At 66.1% G+C, this 17,530-nt stretch carries 17 protein-coding genes; 2 read left to right on the top strand and 15 right to left on the bottom strand.

Annotation, left to right across the window (positions count from 1 at the left end):
* Positions 1-305 precede the first annotated feature (305 nt).
* The 9 genes from ABIS05_RS08395 to ABIS05_RS08435 all read right to left on the bottom strand — a co-directional run bounded on the left by ABIS05_RS08395 (position 306) and on the right by ABIS05_RS08435 (position 10,092).
* Positions 306-1,628 (bottom strand): hypothetical protein, encoded by a 1,323-nt coding sequence (locus ABIS05_RS08395; protein ID WP_348011158.1) that lies wholly within the window; start codon positions 1,626-1,628, stop codon positions 306-308.
* Positions 1,629-1,707: 79 nt separating this feature from the next.
* Positions 1,708-3,573 carry a nucleoside-diphosphate sugar epimerase/dehydratase gene (locus ABIS05_RS08400; protein ID WP_348011159.1) on the bottom strand — a complete coding sequence of 622 codons (1,866 nt, stop codon included), beginning with the start codon at positions 3,571-3,573 and terminating at the stop codon, positions 1,708-1,710.
* Positions 3,574-3,593: 20 nt separating this feature from the next.
* A complete protein-coding gene (locus ABIS05_RS08405) occupies positions 3,594-4,181 on the bottom strand; it encodes a sugar transferase (RefSeq protein ID WP_348011160.1) in 588 nt (195 codons plus the stop codon).
* A gap of 7 nt (positions 4,182-4,188) precedes the next feature.
* On the bottom strand, positions 4,189-5,349 hold the full coding sequence (locus ABIS05_RS08410) for a DegT/DnrJ/EryC1/StrS family aminotransferase (protein WP_348011161.1): 1,161 nt from the start codon (positions 5,347-5,349) through the stop codon (positions 4,189-4,191).
* Between the two features lie 19 nt (positions 5,350-5,368).
* Complete coding sequence (locus ABIS05_RS08415) at positions 5,369-6,037, bottom strand: class I SAM-dependent methyltransferase (protein ID WP_348011162.1); 669 nt, start codon at positions 6,035-6,037, stop codon at positions 5,369-5,371.
* Positions 6,034-7,260 carry a glycosyltransferase family 4 protein gene (locus ABIS05_RS08420; protein WP_348011163.1) on the bottom strand — a complete coding sequence of 409 codons (1,227 nt, stop codon included), beginning with the start codon at positions 7,258-7,260 and terminating at the stop codon, positions 6,034-6,036. Before ABIS05_RS08420 ends, ABIS05_RS08415 begins: the two co-directional genes overlap by 4 nt.
* Positions 7,257-8,333 (bottom strand): glycosyltransferase, encoded by a 1,077-nt coding sequence (locus ABIS05_RS08425; RefSeq protein WP_348011164.1) that lies wholly within the window; start codon positions 8,331-8,333, stop codon positions 7,257-7,259. The genes ABIS05_RS08420 and ABIS05_RS08425 overlap by 4 nt, the downstream gene beginning before the upstream one ends.
* Positions 8,330-8,896, bottom strand: a complete 567-nt coding sequence (locus ABIS05_RS08430) for an acyltransferase (protein WP_348011165.1) — start codon at positions 8,894-8,896, stop codon at positions 8,330-8,332. Before ABIS05_RS08430 ends, ABIS05_RS08425 begins: the two co-directional genes overlap by 4 nt.
* On the bottom strand, positions 8,896-10,092 hold the full coding sequence (locus ABIS05_RS08435; protein WP_348011166.1) for an oligosaccharide flippase family protein: 1,197 nt from the start codon (positions 10,090-10,092) through the stop codon (positions 8,896-8,898). The genes ABIS05_RS08430 and ABIS05_RS08435 overlap by 1 nt, the downstream gene beginning before the upstream one ends.
* Before the next feature lie 89 nt (positions 10,093-10,181).
* Between ABIS05_RS08435 and lysS the strand changes: the two genes are divergently transcribed.
* Together lysS and ABIS05_RS08445 are read left to right on the top strand one after the other, a co-directional pair.
* The gene (gene lysS / locus ABIS05_RS08440; protein ID WP_348011167.1) at positions 10,182-11,699 is read left to right on the top strand and encodes a lysine--tRNA ligase; all 1,518 of its coding nucleotides are present in this window, start codon (positions 10,182-10,184) and stop codon (positions 11,697-11,699) included.
* A 136-nt stretch (positions 11,700-11,835) separates the two neighbouring features.
* Positions 11,836-13,014, top strand: a complete 1,179-nt coding sequence (locus ABIS05_RS08445; protein WP_348011168.1) for a DUF4172 domain-containing protein — start codon at positions 11,836-11,838, stop codon at positions 13,012-13,014.
* Between the two features lie 56 nt (positions 13,015-13,070).
* Here ABIS05_RS08445 and ABIS05_RS08450 read toward each other — a convergent pair whose 3' ends face one another.
* From ABIS05_RS08450 to ABIS05_RS08475, 6 genes are all read right to left on the bottom strand, one after another.
* The gene (locus ABIS05_RS08450) at positions 13,071-13,769 is read right to left on the bottom strand and encodes a nucleotidyl transferase AbiEii/AbiGii toxin family protein (protein ID WP_348011169.1); all 699 of its coding nucleotides are present in this window, start codon (positions 13,767-13,769) and stop codon (positions 13,071-13,073) included.
* A complete protein-coding gene (locus ABIS05_RS08455) occupies positions 13,762-14,229 on the bottom strand; it encodes a helix-turn-helix transcriptional regulator (RefSeq protein ID WP_348011170.1) in 468 nt (155 codons plus the stop codon). Before ABIS05_RS08455 ends, ABIS05_RS08450 begins: the two co-directional genes overlap by 8 nt.
* A gap of 176 nt (positions 14,230-14,405) precedes the next feature.
* Positions 14,406-14,768: a DUF4148 domain-containing protein gene (locus ABIS05_RS08460; protein ID WP_348011171.1), complete on the bottom strand. Its 363-nt coding sequence runs from the start codon at positions 14,766-14,768 to the stop codon at positions 14,406-14,408.
* A 189-nt stretch (positions 14,769-14,957) separates the two neighbouring features.
* Positions 14,958-15,746 carry an enoyl-CoA hydratase gene (locus ABIS05_RS08465; protein WP_348011172.1) on the bottom strand — a complete coding sequence of 263 codons (789 nt, stop codon included), beginning with the start codon at positions 15,744-15,746 and terminating at the stop codon, positions 14,958-14,960.
* Complete coding sequence (locus tag ABIS05_RS08470) at positions 15,743-16,858, bottom strand: DUF3108 domain-containing protein (protein ID WP_348011173.1); 1,116 nt, start codon at positions 16,856-16,858, stop codon at positions 15,743-15,745. The genes ABIS05_RS08465 and ABIS05_RS08470 overlap by 4 nt, the downstream gene beginning before the upstream one ends.
* A 5-nt stretch (positions 16,859-16,863) precedes the next feature.
* Positions 16,864-17,530, bottom strand: a 667-nt coding sequence (locus ABIS05_RS08475; protein WP_348011174.1) for a PDZ domain-containing protein, incomplete at its 5' end; no start/stop codon positions are given.

Genomic DNA, 17,530 nt, shown 5'->3' on the forward strand with positions numbered 1-17,530 from the left:
ATTCCATTGCCGGGCTCCTGCAGCTTGAACAACAATCACAAGCGTGCGGACCAGCGCAGGTGCCGCCGACCAACGGCCTGCCGAGCAAGCTCGGTGGCTCTGTTTAATGTGGGCTGTCAGGCGCGCCCAGACCCGCATGGGATTGGACAACGCTCGCAGGCAATCCTGGGTACGAGTGGTCGGCAGCGGGTCAACTTAGAGATCGCGGTCCAAGGCCATCAATGAATTGATCGACCTCTACCCGCGCTGGCCCGCACACCCCCAGTGTCTTCCATCATCCAGGGTGCTCGTCCGGTTCATGCCACTTAGTGAGGACGCAGGATGAATGCGGGAACTGTTGCGCTGTGAAAGGCGTCCCGCGATCGCCGGTCAAGGAATGGCGGCGCATGATCCCCAATCACCACGATCAGGGGTCGAGGCTTCGGCACCTGGCTTGCCAAGGTGACGATCTCATTCAGGACGTCGCGATGCATCGACGATATCTCGCACACCGAGTCAGACACCCTGGCCCTGGAACACACCTTAGTCATCTCATCCCCGACGGAATGAGGATCCAACGGTAGATGTGTGTTCAATGTCAGCGTATAGACAAATCGCTTTGGCTGTCTCAGCAGGTATGCCGAGCGACTCAAAAGAGGCGCATCGCACAACCCCGTAAATGCGCCGCCGCACAATTTTTGAGAGTTGTCGGCATCTTCCTTGAAGTAGGTCGATTGAAAGCCGATTGCACGCCACCAGTCCTTTCGATCAAACATGCGCCCAGTGAAGCCGTGAAGGGCGAAGGTAGTCCAACCTCCGGCCACCAATCGAGCCGGCATGCACTGCGCCGCTTGCTGCTGCGTCATGTTGGCATAACTGCCGTACAGATGACACAGCGCCCTCAATTCGCCAAAGGTTGTCGCACCTTTGAATGGCATGCCTAGCGTCTCGACACTGTAGCCGCCATCTCTTTTAGCGACCTCTAGAGGAGAGGCTACGGCCGCGCGGAGCTCTTCATTGTTGATCAAGCCCATTGACTCCACCAGCACGAGCCAAACACTACCGTCGGAGTGCGTGTTCGCCCAATCAAGGATGCTAGCCGCAGTGGCGATGCTCTGATCGTCCTTGACAGAGATTGGCGGTTCCTGCCGTCGCGCGGCTTGGAACTGGTGGAACAGCGTCACTGCTGGGCTCCCGGCAATATTCATTGCGATCAACCGCTGATCACCGAACGCATAACGAGAAGACCCGTTGGCGGTGTCTAAAACGAAAAGTATGAGTGCTAAGACAACCGTCAACGTCCACTCAGCTCGGCGCGCGCTCGCCAATCGCACTGTGGCAATGGCAGAGGCACAAAACAACGCACAGACCACCCAGAAGGCAGGCGCCACCAAGTGTTGAATGTCCACTTCCTTCGTGAAGCGGGCGCTGTCAAGAAAAGCTGCTGGCGTAGTGAAGAAATAGGTCGCCGATTGGCTGACGACTCCATCCATGAGCCATAAAAGAATCAGCAACACTATGCCGGGGATGCGACGCCAGGCAAGAACTGCGACAGCAAGCAGCAGGTCTACATTAATCTGCGCACGCTCGACCGCGTACACCTGCGCATAGAGCCAGAACGGCAAATTCACGAGCGTGATGCTGATCAACAACAGAATCAATCGCCGTGGAAATGGAACCTCAGACGCTGCCGAAAGAACCTGTCTCTTGGCCGCTGTACCGAAGCGCTCAGTATCTCGGTGCATAGTCATTAATCAGAGCACTTAAGAAACGTTTTACGTCCGTATCGGACTGAGCAACGCCGTCTCTAGCCGTAATAAGGAGCTCAGAAAGCAAAGCGCGTTCACCGTTCTCGTGCAATTTTGCAATGCGCAGCATTGGATGCACTGACGCCTGCGCTTCATCGCCGTCGCCCAGAAGCTCCTCGTACAACTTCTCTCCCGGCCGCAACCCTGAAAACTCAATACGGACGTCGCTCGCTCCATTGCCAGACAGCCTGATCAAGTCTCGCGCAAGGTCTGCGATCTTCACTGGTTCGCCCATTTCCAGAACGAAGACCTGCCCATCCTGACCTATCGCGCCCGCCTGCACCACCAATCTCGCCGCTTCAGGAATCGTCATGAAGTAGCGCGTGATCTCCGGATGAGTCACCGTTACGGGCCCGCCCCTGGCGATCTGCTCCTTGAACTTCGGAATCACACTTCCACTGGAGCCCAACACATTGCCGAAGCGCACGGCCATGAACTTGGTCGCACGGCTCTGCGTCGCCATGTAGCTGATTACCAGCTCCGCCGCCCGCTTGGTCGCCCCCATCACGTTGGTTGGGTTGACCGCTTTGTCCGTCGAGATCAACACAAAGCGCTCCGCTCCGCTCTCTGCCGCCGCCAAACAGGCGTGGTAGGTCCCCAAAGTGTTGTTCCTCAGGGCCGCCCATGCATTCTCTTCCTCCATCAACGGCACATGCTTGTAAGCGGCAGCATGGAAGACGACTTGCGGCGTGTACCTACCGAAGACGTAACGCAAGTGCTCCAGGTCTTTGACATCTCCGATCAGGCGCACGAGCGGAATGTTGGGGAACTTGTCGCCGAGTTCCTGCTCGACGGTATACAGCGCGAACTCGCTGAGTTCGTACAGCACGATCCTGGCCGGTCCATAGCGAGCTACTTGACGACAAAGCTCGGAGCCGATGGAGCCACCAGCGCCGGTGATCAAAACGACCTTGCCGTTCAGGCATTCGCTGATGCCGCCCTCGTCCAGCTCAACGGGCTCACGGCCCAGCAGGTCCTCAGGTTCGATGTCGCGCACCTGGTTGACCGAGCGGCCGGACAGCAGCTCCTCGCTGCTGGGCACGGTCAGCACCGGCAGGCCGACCTTGCCAGCGAGGTCCAGCGCCTGGCGACGCTGCTGCACACTGGCACCGGGCATCGCGACGATTAGATGGGTGATGCCGTGCAAGGTCGCGAATTCAGCGGCATGCTCCAGCCGCCCCAGCACCGGCACGGCGGCCACGCGGGCGCCCTGCTTCTCCGGCGCATCATCCAGAAAGCCCACGATGACCCAGCCCTGGCTGTGTTGCAGGCCGGCCACCAGCAGGCGCCCGGCGTCGCCAGCGCCTATGACCAGCGCCCGCCTCTGCTCCAGCGCGCTGCCGTTGATGCGGCTGCGCATGTGCTCGTACAGCATGCGGTAGCCCATGCGCATCATGGCCAGCAGCATGAGCGCGAAGACGGGGTGCAAGGCCAGCACCGCACGCGGGACGCCGTCTAGGTGCAGCATTAGTACGGCCGTTGCGGTGACCAGCCCTGCGCCGCTGCAGGCCAGTGCCAAGCGCTTGACCTCACCGAAGCCGGAGAAGCGCCACATGCCTTTCGGGACGCGCAGGATCAGCAACGCGGCGGCATAGATACCCAGCGCACCCAGCAGCACCAGGCTGTCGTAACCGGGCCGTGCGGAGAACCAGCGCTCGAAGCCGAGCCGGAAGAGGTAGGTGAACTGCCAGGCCAGCGCCACCACGGCGATGTCCAGCAGCAAGGCGAGGCGTTCCCGGTGCGGGCGCACACGGGTCAGAAGCACATCGAAGCGTTGCCAATCCATAGGGTCGCGATTGTCAGGGCTCAGCTGCGAACGACGCGGACGAGCGTGCGCAGGATGACCCGCAAGTCTGTCAGAAGGCTCGCCTTCGCAGCGTAAGCGGCGGACAACTTCAACTTGGCCGGAAGGATGACTTCCCGGTACTCGCGCTCTGGGTCGGCAGCCTCAGCCAGCAGTGCTGCCTCCTGGCTGAAGGCCAACGATGCAGGGTCGGTGATGCCGGGGCGCACGGCCAGCACCTGCTCTCGCAGGTCGGCGGGGTATAGGACGACGTAGTGGGGCAGTTCAGGCCGGGGACCGACGAGGCTCATCACGCCTCGCAGCACGTCCCACAGCTGGGGCAGCTCATCGAGCTTGCTGGCGCGCAGCCAGCGGCCGGCGCGGGTGATGCGCGGATCAGCACCCACGGTGATGGCCGCGCCCGGCGCTACCCGCATGGTGCGGAACTTGTGGATGGTGAAAGGCACACCATGGCGGCCCACGCGGGTCTGGCGGAAGAGCGCCGGGCCCGGTGAATCGAGCTTGACCCACAGGGCAGCAGCCACCAGCAACGGCGTCAGCAGCAGCAGACCCAGCGCCGCGCAGACGATGTCGAACAAGCGCTTGATCAACGTCGCGTCAGGCCAGTAGGCCTCGAACCGCAGAGATGACGCGTTCTACATCGGCGTCGCTCATGGCCGTGTACAGCGGCAGACTCAGCATGCGCTCGAAGGCCTTCTGCGACTGCGGGAACTGCTCCGGCGTCAGCCCGTAGTGGTCGCGCCAGTAAGGATGCAGGTGCAACGGCACGTAATGAACACTGCAGCCGATGCCGGCGGCGTACATGCCTTCGATGAAGGCGTCGCGGGTGATGGGCACATCGTCGGCCAGGCGCACGACGTAGAGGTGCCATGCATGCGTGTCGCCTTCAATGGCCAACGGCGGCGGCAGCAACGGCAGGTCGGCGAAGGCTTCGTTGAAGCGCGCTGCGATCTGTTCGCGGCGGCGCTGGAACGAAGGCAGACGCTTCAGCTGGTGGAGCCCCAGCGCCGCAGCGATATCCGTCAGGTTGTACTTGAACCCTGGCGCGACGATCTCGTAGTACCAACTGGGCACCTTGGCCGTGAAGCGGTCGAAGGCGTCGCGGCTCATGCCGTGCAGACGCATGACGCGCGCGCGCTTGGCGAGCTCGGCGTTACGAGTGACGAGCATGCCACCCTCGCCCGTTGTCATGGTCTTGTTGGCGTAGAAACTGAAGACAGTGGCGTCGCTACCGAGGGTGCCAATCAGCTCTTTCTCCAGCGTCGTCGGCAGCGCGTGGGCGGCGTCCTCTATGACGCGCAGACCGTGACGACGAGCGATGTCGAGGATGGCCAGCATGTCGACGGCCAGGCCTGCGTAGTGCACCGGCAGGATGGCCTTGGTGCGCGGCGTGATTGCGGCTTCGATGGCGGCGATGTCGATGTTGAGCGTCGCGGGGTCGATGTCGACGAGCTTCACGTCGGCGCCGAGGTAGCGCACGACTTCGGCGGTGGCTGTGAAGGTGTGGGTCGTCGTGATGACCTCGTCACCCGGGCCGATGCCAATGGCCTCCAGCGCGAGATGCAGGCCGGCGGTCGCCGAGTTGACGGCGATGCATTCGATCTCGGGATCGCCCAAGAACTCGGCGAAGGCCTGCTCGAAGCGCTTGGCCTTGGGGCCGGTCGTGATCCAGCCGGATTTCAGCGTGTCGACGACCTCGGCGATCTCGTCGTCGCCGATGTCGGGCAGGGCGAAGGGGAGGAAGGGCTGGGCACTCATCGAGGGGTATTTTCGTACATCAGGGCTTCTCGATCAGCACAAGGCGGTGCGTGCGCAGCAAAGGCAGCAGATTGAGCAATGGATAGGCCCCCGGCAGCGCACGCGCGAGCGGTGGCGCGAGCGTCACGCGGCGGGCGGTCAGGCGACCTTGCGGGAAGAGCTCGCGCACGCGCTTCAGCGGCACGCCGCGCACATCGGGGTTGCGCGGGTTGTTGACGGTGAAGTCGTACCAAACCACGGCGCCACCGGGCTTGAGCCAACGCCAAATCGCGTCGGCCACGCGTTGCTGTAGCTCGTCGTCGAGGATCGAAGAAAAGACAGTGGATTGGAGAACAAGATCCTGGCTGGCGGGCGCCACATCTGCGGTGGACGCATCGCCGGCTAGCAGGCGGACACCTTCGGGCAGCGCGGCGCGGGCGGCGGCCAAGCGTTTGGGCAGCAGTTCGACGCCGGTCAGGTGCGCAGGCAGCAGGCCCAGGCGCAGCAGGTCGAGCAAGTTGCCACCGGCTCCGCAGCCGACCTCGGTGGCACGCCATTCGGCGGGCATGCCGGGCCGCTTGGCCAGCAGCTTCAACAACTCGCGCTGGCGCTCCTGCCACATCTGCCAGACCTCGGGGCGCAGCAGGCTGTAGCGATCGTCAGCCTCGCGGCGGGCGTAGCGTTGGGCGATGGCGTCCAGTTCGCTCACTTCAGGGCCTCGATGAAGCGAGCAGCGAGCACGGGATAGGCGTGGTGGGCCATCGCGAAGGCGCGGCCGCGCTGGCCCAGCGCGGCGCGCTCGTCGGGGGACAGGGCGGCGAGTTTGAGCAGGCCTTGGGCGACAGCCTCGGCATCCTCCGGCGGCACCGTCAGACCGGCATCGGCTTCGGCTACCGGGTCGTTGCCGGCCTCGACCGAATGCAGCACGACGCGGCTGGCCATCAGATAGTCGATGAGCTTGTTGGGCGCGATGCCGAAGCGGTAGATGGGCGTGCGCTGCCAGCCGATGTAGGCGATGTCGAAGCCCGCGAGCAGTGTCGGGATCTGGGCCTTGGGGATGGGCGGAAAGAAGCGGACGTTCATCAGCCCTTCGGCGGAGACACGCTCGGTGAGGCGCCTGGCTTCATGACCGCTGCCGACGAGCACGAAGCTCAGCGGCCCATCCTTCAGCCGCGCAGCCGCGTCGAGCAGCACGTCCAGCGCGTTGGGCAGGCCCATGGAGCCGGCGTAGCCGACAACGACGCGACCGGCGGCGCGTTCAGCAGCCAGATGAGCCGCCAGCTCGGCGCCCAGCGGCGCGGCGTCGCCCTGCCATTCCTCCGGCGCAAAGCCGTTGGGCACGATGTGCAGCTTGCGCAAGTCCAGGCCCCGGGAGGCCATGTGCTCGTGCACGCAGGGCAGCATGGAGACGACGACGTCGGCGTCACGGTAGGCGTCTGCCTCGGCCTTGCCGCACAGCATCGCGAAGGGGTGGCGCGGCGACATGCCGGACAGCTCGATGAGCGACAGCGGCCAGAGATCGTGCACCTCATAGGCCAGCTTGGCCTTGGCGAGGCGCGCGAGCTTCCTCGCGACCCAGATGTCCATCGGATAGGTGCTGGAAGCGATGACGGCATCGGGCTTGAACTCGCGCGTCAGCCGCCCAGCGTCGGCGCGCAACTGGCGCAGGAAGGAGAAGATGTTGCGCAGCCGCCCGACACCGTTGCCCTGGTAGGCGGGCACCGGCAGCCAGCGGTAGCGGATGCCGTCGATGAGCTCCTCGCGCGGCTGGACCGCCATCTCGGGCTGCACAGCCCGCACGTGCGAGTGGCTGGCCGCGACGATGGTGACTTCGTGCCCTGCCCTCACCCACTCGCGGGCGAGGTAGTAAGGCCGGAACTCCATGCCGTGGCGCGGTGAGCCGGCGTAGTGGTTGACGAGAAGGATCCTCACGCGGGCGTCAGTTCTTTGAGGCGGGTGAGGAAGCGCTGAACGTGCGGCTCGAAAAGGCCATTCGCAGCAACCCAGTCGCGGTTGATGGTGGCGAGCCGCGCGTTGTCCAGCGCCGCCATGCGCGCCGGCAGATCGGCGAGAGAACCGACGATGAGGCCCCGCGCCGAGTCGCCGATGACCTCACGATTGGCGGGCAGGTCGGATAGCAGCGGCACGCAGCCGTGGGCCATGGCCTCGAGCACGGAGACGGACACGGAGTCGCTTTCGGGCAGGCTCAGGAACCAGGTTGAGCGGGCGTAGTGCGAGGCCTGCGTAGCGGCGTCCAGGCGGCCGACAAAGCTGACCCGGTCGGCAAGACCGCGTGCCACGACATCGGCCTCCAGCACCGTGCGCAGCGAGCCATCGTTGGCGACGACGAGGCGCGCCTCCGACTGGGCCGCTGCGATGTGCGCGAAGGCCTCGATGACCCGTTGCGGCCGGTAGATCGGCTCCAGGCCCCGGTTGGCGAAGCAGAGCCAGGGCTGCTTCTTGGCGCTCTGCTTAGGCATGGCTTCTAGACCGAAGGGAAACGTCATCACCTCGCCCGCGCCCAGCTCACGCATGCGCTCCGTCATGTAGAGCGAATCGGACGTTGCCAGCGTGCAATTGCGCAGCACCTTCTTGGTCATCCAGCGCCAGGCGCCACCGCGCTGGGCCGTCACGAGGATGTCGCTGCCCCAGGCGGAGCCGGCGATCTGCGCGCGCAGCCGCCAACCCAACTTGGCGGCCCAGGCCAGCGAGCCATGCGAGGTCAGGTAATGGGCATGCAGCCAGTCGGCATCGGTGTCGGCCAGCCAGGCGCCGATGCGGGGCAGTTGCTTGATCAGCGCAACGTTGCCGCCGGCGTGGTCGGGCTCGGTGTTCAGCGCCAGGCGCCTTGCGTCGGGCAGCAGCTGCAGGAACTCGGGCAGGAAGCCGCGCGACGAGATGGCATGCAACTGCACACGAGGTTGCAGCGCGCGCGCCCACTTCAGCAGATGGGGGCTTTCGCCGTCGCCGATGAGGACAAGCTTGAGGCCGCCGCCGAGGCTCATACGCGGACTCCCGACCAGGCCGCGTAGGCCTCGCGAAGTTCCGGGTGTTTCGCCAGCAACGCCGCGTCGCGCTCTCGTGTATCACCCACCTGGCGGGCGGGCTGGCCGGACATGATTGCGAAGTCCGGCGCGGTGCCGCGCAGTTGCGAATAGGCGCACAGGATGGCGCCCTTGCCGAGCACGGCACCGGGCTCGATGAGGCTGTGCGGGCCGACGAAGCTGTAGGCGCCGAGACAGATCGGCGCCTTGCGGTAACCCGGAACCTCGCCGCCCAACGTGGCCGTGCGGCGGCCGTTCACGCGCAGTGCGGCGTGGGTGCTGTGGGTCACGATGGAACAGAAGTTGGTGATCTGAACGCCTTCCTCGATAACGAGACCGGCACTCGCGTCGATGAAATTGAACTGGCCGATGAACACGTGGTCGCCAAGTTGCAGCGCGTGCTCGCCTTCGATGCAGGTGCTGGGCGCGATGCGCGAATGCGGCGCGCCGGCTTCGCCGAAGAGCATGCGAAAGCCGATCATCCGCACGAGGCGGCGACGCAGACGGTTGAGGAAGACGCGCATCAGTCCCAGGTCCAGAGTGCCCAGAAAAAGTAGCCGAAGTAGAGCAGCATCGCCGCAGACACACCCCACCCCGCGCCGGCCAGGCCACCGAGGTGCAGCCCCGCCGCCAGCCCGCCGACAAACATCACCTGCCCCACCAGCGCGAGCTTCAGCGCCCAGGCCTGCGCGCCCCAGGCCATCGTGACGACCGACAGCGGCGACGCAATGAAGTGCAAGGCGATGTAGGGGGCGAGTGAACGCGCCAGCTCCCCGGCGCCACGCCACTCCGGGCCAAAGACGGTGGCGAACAGCCAGGGGCCGAAGGCCAGCAGCGCGACCATCAGCGGCAGCGCGATGGCCGCGAGCAGCAGCATGTTGTGGCGCACCAGCGTGCGGGCCTCCAGCAGGTTCCCCGCTTGCGTGAGACGCGGGTAGAGAGCCTGTGACAGCGATCCGCCGACAAGGCTGGCCGGCGCCTTCAGGTAACGCAGCGCCAGCGCCCAGGCGCCGGCTTGCGAGTCGCCCAGCCAGGCCGTCAGCAGCGCGATAGCCAATGTGTCCTGCAGTGCGCCGGCAAAGGCGTGTGGCGTGTTCAGCAGCGGGAAGTCGCGGTGCTTGTCGGCCACGTCGCGCAACGGCTGCGAGTCGAGCAGCCTGCGCCAGCCGCCCGCAGGCGCCGGCTGGGCCTGCAGCGCGGCCGCAGCGGCCGTGGCTAGCGCCGCGCCGCCCACCAAGCCCCACGGGCCGGCCTGCAGCAGCCCGAAGCCGACTTGGCCGACCGCGCCGCCACCCCATTGCACGACCCGCCCCCAGGCCAGCACGGCGAAGCGCCCTGCCCGCGCGGCCCACTGCGCCAGCGCCTGACTGGCCGCCAGCGCCAACACGACAAGGGGGAGCGCTGCGGCGACCGACAGATCGGCCCACAGCATCCACGCCGCGCCGACGAGGATGGCCATGGCCGTTATCGCCAACAGCATGCGCAGGCACAGCGCCAGCAGCGCGCTAGCGCCCTGCTCGCTTGTTTCCAACGCCAGCGCGAACTCGTAGCGCGCGCAGCCGACGACGGCCAGATTGCTCGCCACCGTCCACACGAGGGAGAACTGGCCGTACTCCGCCGGCGTGTACAGCCGCGCGATCCACGGGCCCAGCAAAAGCGGGATGGCCTGGGCCAGCGCGCTGCCGGCAAGCAAGGTGAGAGTGGCGCGCTTAAGGCTCATGGGGCGCGGGATTGTAGGAAGGCGCGGTGCCCCTCAGCCGGGACCGGCTCGGTACCTCCCTAAAATCCTGGATTCACCCTAGGCCCGCAATGACCAACACGACCCCGCCCACCCAAGTGCCCGCTCAGGCAGACGAGAACCAACTGATCGCCGAGCGCCGCGAAAAACTGGCCGCTATCCGGGCCACGACGGCGGTGCCCTTCCCCAACGACTTCAAGCCCCAGCACCGCGCCGACGCGCTGCATGCGCAGTACGGCGAGGTGCCCAACGAGGAGCTGGAGCCGCAGGCCGTCAAGGTCACGGTGGCCGGCCGCATGATGCTCAAGCGGGTGATGGGCAAGGCCAGCTTCTGCACTCTGCAGGACGCCACCGGCCGCATCCAGCTGCGCGTGACCATCGACAACCTCGGCCCCGAGCTCTATGACCAGTTCAAGCACTGGGACCTGGGCGACATCCTCGGCGGCGAAGGCACGCTGATGAAGACCAAGACCGGCGAGCTGACGATCACCGTCACCACGCTGCGCCTGCTGACCAAGAGCCTGCGCCCGCTGCCGGACAAGTTCCACGGCATGAGCGACCAGGAGCAGAAGTACCGCCAGCGCTATGTCGACCTGATCACCGACGAAGACGCACGCAAGCGCTTCACGGCGCGCTCCAAGGCGGTGTCGGCCATCCGCAGCTTCATGGTGGAGCACGGCTTCCTGGAGGTCGAGACGCCGATGCTCCACCCCATCCCGGGTGGCGCCAACGCCAAGCCGTTCAAGACCCACCACAACGCGCTGGATCAGGAAATGTTCCTGCGCATCGCGCCGGAGCTGTACCTCAAGCGGCTGGTGGTGGGCGGCTTCGAGCGCGTGTTCGAGATCAACCGCAACTTCCGCAACGAAGGCATCTCGGTTCGGCATAACCCCGAGTTCACGATGATGGAGTTCTATGCGGCCTACTGGACGCATCACGACCAGATGGACTTCACCGAGGCCGTGCTGCGCCACGCGGCAATAGCCGCCACGGGCAGCGCCGCGCTGACGTATGCGGGCAAGCCGGTGGCGCTGGACAAGCCGTTCGCGCGTGTGTCGGTGCGTGATTCGCTGATCCAGTTCGCCGGGCTGACCGGTGACGAGGCCGACAACGCCGAGGTGCTGCGCGCCAGGATCGTGGCCGCCGGTGAAGACGCGCCTGCCCGCTGGGGCCTGGCCGAGCTGCAGTTCGGCCTGTTCGAGGCCGTCGTCGAAGCGATGCTCTGGGAGCCGACTTTCATCATCGACTACCCCGTCGAGGTCTCGCCGCTGGCCCGTGCGTCTGACGACAACCCCAAGATCGCCGAGCGTTTCGAGCTCTTCATCACCGGCCGCGAGTACGCCAACGGCTTCTCCGAGCTGAACGACGCCGAGGACCAGGCCGCGCGCTTCCACGCCCAGGTGGCCAACAAAGATGCCGGCGACGAGGAGGCGATGTTCTACGACGCCGACTTCATCCGCGCGCTTGAGTACGGCATGCCCCCGACGGGTGGCTGCGGCATCGGCATCGACCGGCTGATGATGCTGATCACCGACTCGCCGTCGATTCGCGATGTGATCTTGTTCCCGGCGCTGCGCCGCGAGGCTTGAAGCGTCAGCGCTGCTGCAGCGCCTTGATGCGCGACCACAGCTGATGCTGTCGCTGTAGGCCGCTGCGGCCTTTCCTGTGAGCCGCACATCCAAAATACAGATCAGTTTTTGAGCCGAATAACGTAATATTCGGCTCATGATGGCTGCTGCACCTCGCTGGATTTGGCAACTTGCCAATTGGCCCGACTTCATTTGTGATCAACCGGCGGTCATCGAGGCGCTTGCTGAAGCCTACCGGCTGCACGGAATCATGGAAGGCAAGGCCGCTGCGATCGGGCTGACCAGCACGAACGAGGTCGCGCTTGCCGCAATGGCGGATGAGGTCCTGACCACAGCCGCGATTGAAGGCCAGACGCTGTCGATGGATGCTGTCCGATCCTCGGTCAAGCGGCGATTGGGACTGAAAGCTGACGGGCCGGTCAATCGCAGCGTAGATGGACTGGTGGCAGTCATTGCGGATGCAACCGAAGCTCATGATTTGCCCCTTGACGTCGACAGGCTCTGCAGGTGGCAATCTGCCCTTTTTCCAGGAGGCACCTCAGGCATCCAGCGCATTGCGGTTGGACGGTTTCGTGACCACGAGGATCCGATGCAGATCGTGGGCGGCCGCCCTGGCCGCGAAGTCGTCTACTACGAGGCACCGCCGTCGAAAAATGTGCCAGTGGAGGTGGAGAGATTCCTGGCTTGGTTCAACGGGACCACGCCCGGGCGGGGACCATCGCCTCGCCTCGACGGGCTGGCACGCGCGGCCATCGCGCATCTGTGGTTTGAGAGCATTCACCCGTTCGAGGATGGCAACGGGCGCATAGGACGCGCCATCGTCGACATGGCGGTGGCGCAATATCTCAAAACACCCATTCGGCTGTTCAGCTTGTCGCGGCAGTTGCTCGACTCGCGCGCGGACTACTACGACCACCTCAATGCGTGCCAGCGTGACAGCCTCGACGCGACGACCTGGGTGAACTGGTTTGTACAGAAGTGCGCGGCTGCGTATGCCAAAGCTGGCAACACGATCGACCAAGCATTGGTGAAGCGCAGGTTCCTAGAGCAGGACGCAGTCAGCGAGCTCAATGAGCGTCAACGTCGGGTGCTGCAGCGTCTGCTCGACGATGGCGACGGCGGCTTCCTGGGCGGCCTGAACGCCGAGAAGTACGGCAAGATGACCGGCGCCTCCAAGCCGACCGCCACGCGCGACCTGGCCGCAATGGTCAAGCGCGAGCTGCTTTGGACGACCGGCGCAGGCAAGGCCCTTCGCTACTACGTCAATGTGCCTGGCTGGAAGCACGGCACTGAACCGGAAACACGGGCTCGCTGACCACGTGATCCGCGACGTCATCTTGTTCCCGGCGTTGCGTCCGGAGGCCTGAAGCGTCAGCGCTTCTCCAGCGCCTTGATACGCGACCACAACTGAGCTTTGGACAACGTCTTCATCTGCATCGCACCCATGCAGGCGTTGAGCCGGTTCGGGCGGTCGCGCAGGTCCTGCACAGCCTTGGTCAGGCTGCTTTCGATGCTGTCGCCGTAAGCCGAAGCCGCCTTCGCGATGGCCGCGCGCAGCAGCGGCCTGGCCGGCTGCATCATGGCCAGGTCGATCAGGTCGCGGCTGAAGACGCTGTCGTCGCGCCAGCGGTCGGCCAGGGCCAGCAGCTTGCCGGCGGCGAGGTCCAGCGGCGTCAGCCCGGCCACGCCGGCGATGGCGTCGGCCGGGCCGGGCGGATCGAAAGCGATGCGCGCCTCCAGCACGATCTCCAACTTGATCGCCACGCCGCCTTCACGCACCAGCGTGCGCAGGCCGTACTGGTCGGCACGCAGCTCGCGCACGGCCGTCAGCGTGGCGCCGGCGCGGGTGATTGCGCCGAGGCCAGCCGGGCCGGTCAGCAGCTGGCGCAGCGCACGGTAGCCGGCGAGGTCGGACACGAGGAAGTCAATGTCCACCGACTCGCGGTATTCGCCGTAGCGCAGCGCCATGGCCGTGCCGCCGCCGAACCAGCAGGCATGGGCCGCCAACACCTGCGCATCCATCGCGCCAAGCACGGCCGCGATGCGGCGGTGGTGCTCGCGCTCAAACAAGCAAGCGCCCTCCGCCCAACTCGTCGGCCAGCGCCTGGATCAGCCGCCGCTCGTGCGGCGCCAGGCCCTGGCGGTCGAGGTGGCGCCAATTGCGCTCGTAGAGGTCCAGCGCCTGCGCCGGGCTCAGCTCGGTGACACCCGGCAGCTGCCAGGCGAGTTGCTTGAGCGCGGGGTAGTCGTCCAACCGCACGATCTTCGGCAATGCGGTGGCGAACGCCACATCAGGCTCCCTCACCTGCAGGCTCAGCCCGACAGCCGACATCGCGCTAAGGTAGGCGCCCATCGTTACCGAGGGCTCGCCACGCTCGACGCGGTGCAGCGTCACGCGCGACATGCCTGCCGCCTCCGCAGCGTCGGTCGCCGTCACCTTCTGCCGCTCGCGCTGTGCGCGGATGCGCTGACCCAGCGCTTCGAGCTGGCTCGCGACGGCAGGCGGAACAGGCGGTGCTTTGGCAGGCATAAGTTTCTCATTCTAGTCAAAATACGAATTTTGAATAGAATGAGAAACAAACTCAATCTTGAACCATCGCCGTTTCCGACGGGCCGAGCGCCCGCGCAGGGTTCGGCCATGGCAGACAAAAAACGACCCTCTCGGGTCGCCTTTCATCAGTTTGAAACCGTTGTTTCAGTACTTGCTCAACGGCGGCTGGCCAGCGAGGAGGCGCGGCGGGCTACCGGAGCCGGGAAATCCCCAAGTTCGCGGGCTGCGTTTTCGCCTTGGTCGGAAACGACCTGATCGACGCTGCGAGCATCGGTCGACCGGATCGTCAGCACGGCATGACGGGGCAGCGTGCTGGTGGCGACTGCGGCAGCCTTGGCGCTGGCCGGGGTCGTCACTGCGACGCCGACTTCACCCTGGATGGTGGCGAGTTCGCCGCTGTTGCGAGCGGCAGCCAGGTCGGCGACGACTTGCTCGCGGGTCAGCGGCGTGGTTTGGGCGGATGCGGCACCGGCGGCGATCAGCAGGGTGGCGGCGATGATGGTGGAAAGCTTGCTCATGACGGGCTCCTTCAGTGGCAGGAACGACCTGCTTGGGTCATTCGGACAACGCGACCGCTTTGTCCATGGCCTGAACTGTAGGCAGCCAGTCTCAGTAGAAACACCAGGCTGGCGGGAACTGACTATTCTTCCAACGCAAACAGTCACCCCTAGTTCGTCATCGTTTCGCCACAAGCGATCAACGGTGAATCACCGGTGCTCAAAGTTCGGCGCCCGCTTGGCCAGAAAGGCTTCCATGCCCTCGCGCTGGTCGTGGCTGCCGAAAAGCGCGTGGAAGTAGCGGCGCTCCACAGCCACGCCGTCGGTCAGCGGCGTCTGGTAGGCGAGGTTCACCAACTCCTTGATGAGTGCCGCCGACGGGCCGCTGAAGCCGTTGATGGTCTCGGCAGCCGACAACGCCTCTTCCAGCAGTTTGTCCGCCGGCACGACGCGGGATACCAGGCCGGCGCTCTCGGCCTCGGCGGCGCCCATCATGCGGGCCGTCAGCAGCATGTCCATCGCCTTGCTCTTGCCGATCGAGCGCGGCAGGCGCTGCGTGCCACCGGCGCCGGGCACGATGCCGAGCTTGATCTCCGGCTGACCGAACTTGGCCGAGTCGGCGGCGATGATGAAGTCGCACATCATGGCCAGCTCGCAGCCGCCGCCCAAAGCGAAGCCGGCCACCGCCGCGATGACGGGCTTGCGCACCTGCAGGATGGTTTCCCAGTTCCTGGAGAGCAAGCCGGTCTTGAAGGCCGTGACGAAGGTGTGGGGCAGCATGGTCGGGATGTCGGCGCCGGCCGCGAAGGCGCGCTCCGAGCCGGTCAGCACGATGCAGCCGATGCCCTCGTCGGCGTCGAAGGCCAGCAGCGCCTCGCCCAGCTCGTCCATCAGCTGGTCGTTGAGCGCGTTCAGTGCCTTGGGGCGGTTCAGCGTGATCAGCGCAGTCTTGCGCGCGCCGTCGCCGTGCACGGCAGTGAGGATGCATTCGTAGGTCATTGGCTCAGCCTTCGGGGGATGTCGTTGCCTGATTCTGGCGCGGCCTGCAGCGGCGCGCTCTTGAGCATCAAGTCGATGTAGGTCTGCTCGTCCTGGCGGATGACGAGGCGCACGGGCAGGTATTGCAGCGACGGTGCCAGCCACGCCTCGGCGACCAGGTCGCCACCGCCCACCTGCGCGCGCGTCTGCGCCGTCGGCCTGACATGCCAGCTGGCGACGGGGCCCATCGGCGTGTCCAGCACGGCCTCGCCCAGCACCTCGTACTGCCAGGCGTACTGCTTGCGCGGCAGCGCCAGCGGGAACTGCACGATGCGGCCGGCTTGCAGCGGCTCGCGGCCGGTCATGAAGAGCCAGGTCAGCTGCACGAACTGACTGGCCGAGTCCTGCGCGCCGCGTTGCGTGGGCTGTCGTTGGCCGGTGGCGAGCTGCACTTCAGCGGGCAAGAAGAAGATGCTGGCGCGGCGGGCGTCGCCGAGGATGAACTTGGTCTCCTCGTCGTAGCGCTGCGGCGCGATGCCCTCGGACGTCAACTGGCCCTGGCTGCTCATGCGCCGGGTGATGAAGGGCGCAAAGCTGGGGCCGACGGCGACGTCCAGATGCACCTGGTATTCGTTGCCCTTGCGCAGCCATTCGACTTGGGCCTCGCCATACACCGGGCCGCGGTAGTTGCCGGTCAGCGCGTAGGTCAGGCGGGTGGACAGCGGCCACTCGGCGCCGGGTTCGGCGGCCGAAGCGGCCTGGGCGACGCTCGAGGCAGCTTCGGCCGGCGCCGAAGCGGCTTCGGCGACACGCTCGGGCGTAGGTTCAGGCATGGATTCAGGCGCGGGTTCGGGCGCTGAAGCCGCCTCGGATGCTGCCTGCGCCATCGCTGCGGCTGCAGCCGGCGCTGCGGCCCGCTCGGGCTGCGGCGCTGGCGGTGGAGGCACCACGCGCACGCGAACCGGCGCCTGCATCGCCATCTCCTGCACGAACTCGACCTGCATGCGCGGCGGCATGGGCGGCGGGCCCTCGTGCCGCCAGCCCTCCTGGATGCGCTGCACCTCGTGGCCAAGCAGCAGGTGCAGGGCCGCCACGGCCAGCACCAGCAGCCAGGGCGGCCGCGGGCTCTTCATGGGAGTCAGGCGCCGAGCCAGTAACGCCGAGTGGCCGGCGCACCGTCGGCCAAGGCCAGAGCGACGGCGGCGGGCCGCACGGGCGGCAGGTCGACCTCCAGCTCGACGAGCCGCTGGTCACGACTGACGAGCAGCTGCAGCCGCGTATCGCCCGCCGCCAGCAGGCCGGGCGCGTCGTCCAGCCGGCGCAGCCGCCAACCGTTGCAGCCCAGGATCTCGTCGCGCGCGCTGACGCCGCCGGCCTGCGCCGCGCCACCGGTCAGCACGTGGCTGACCTGCACGCCTGTCAACGCCGACTCCCGCGCCCGCAGGCCGAGCCGCTGGGCGACGCTTTGCCGGCCATCGTCGCGCCAGTCGATGCCGTGCGTGGCGAGCAGCTCGCGCAGCGGCAGCTCATCGGTGCCATGGACCCAGCCGTGCAACTGCGCCGCGACCTCGTCACCGCCCAGCGCAGTCACGGCCGCGAGGATGTCGGCCTCGCTGACCGGCCCGCCCTCGCTGCTGGCCCATAGCCGGGCCATCAACGCATCCAGGCTGGACCCGCGCGCCCGCAGGCTCAGGTCCAGGCACAGCGCCACCAGCGCACCCTGCGCGTAGTAGTTGCTCGTCGCATTGGGGCTGTTTTCGTCGGGCCGGTAGTACTTGGTCCACGCGTCGAAACTGGCCTGAGCC

This window comes from Roseateles sp. (genome assembly GCF_039929605.1).
GTDB lineage: Bacteria > Pseudomonadota > Gammaproteobacteria > Burkholderiales > Burkholderiaceae_C > Pelomonas.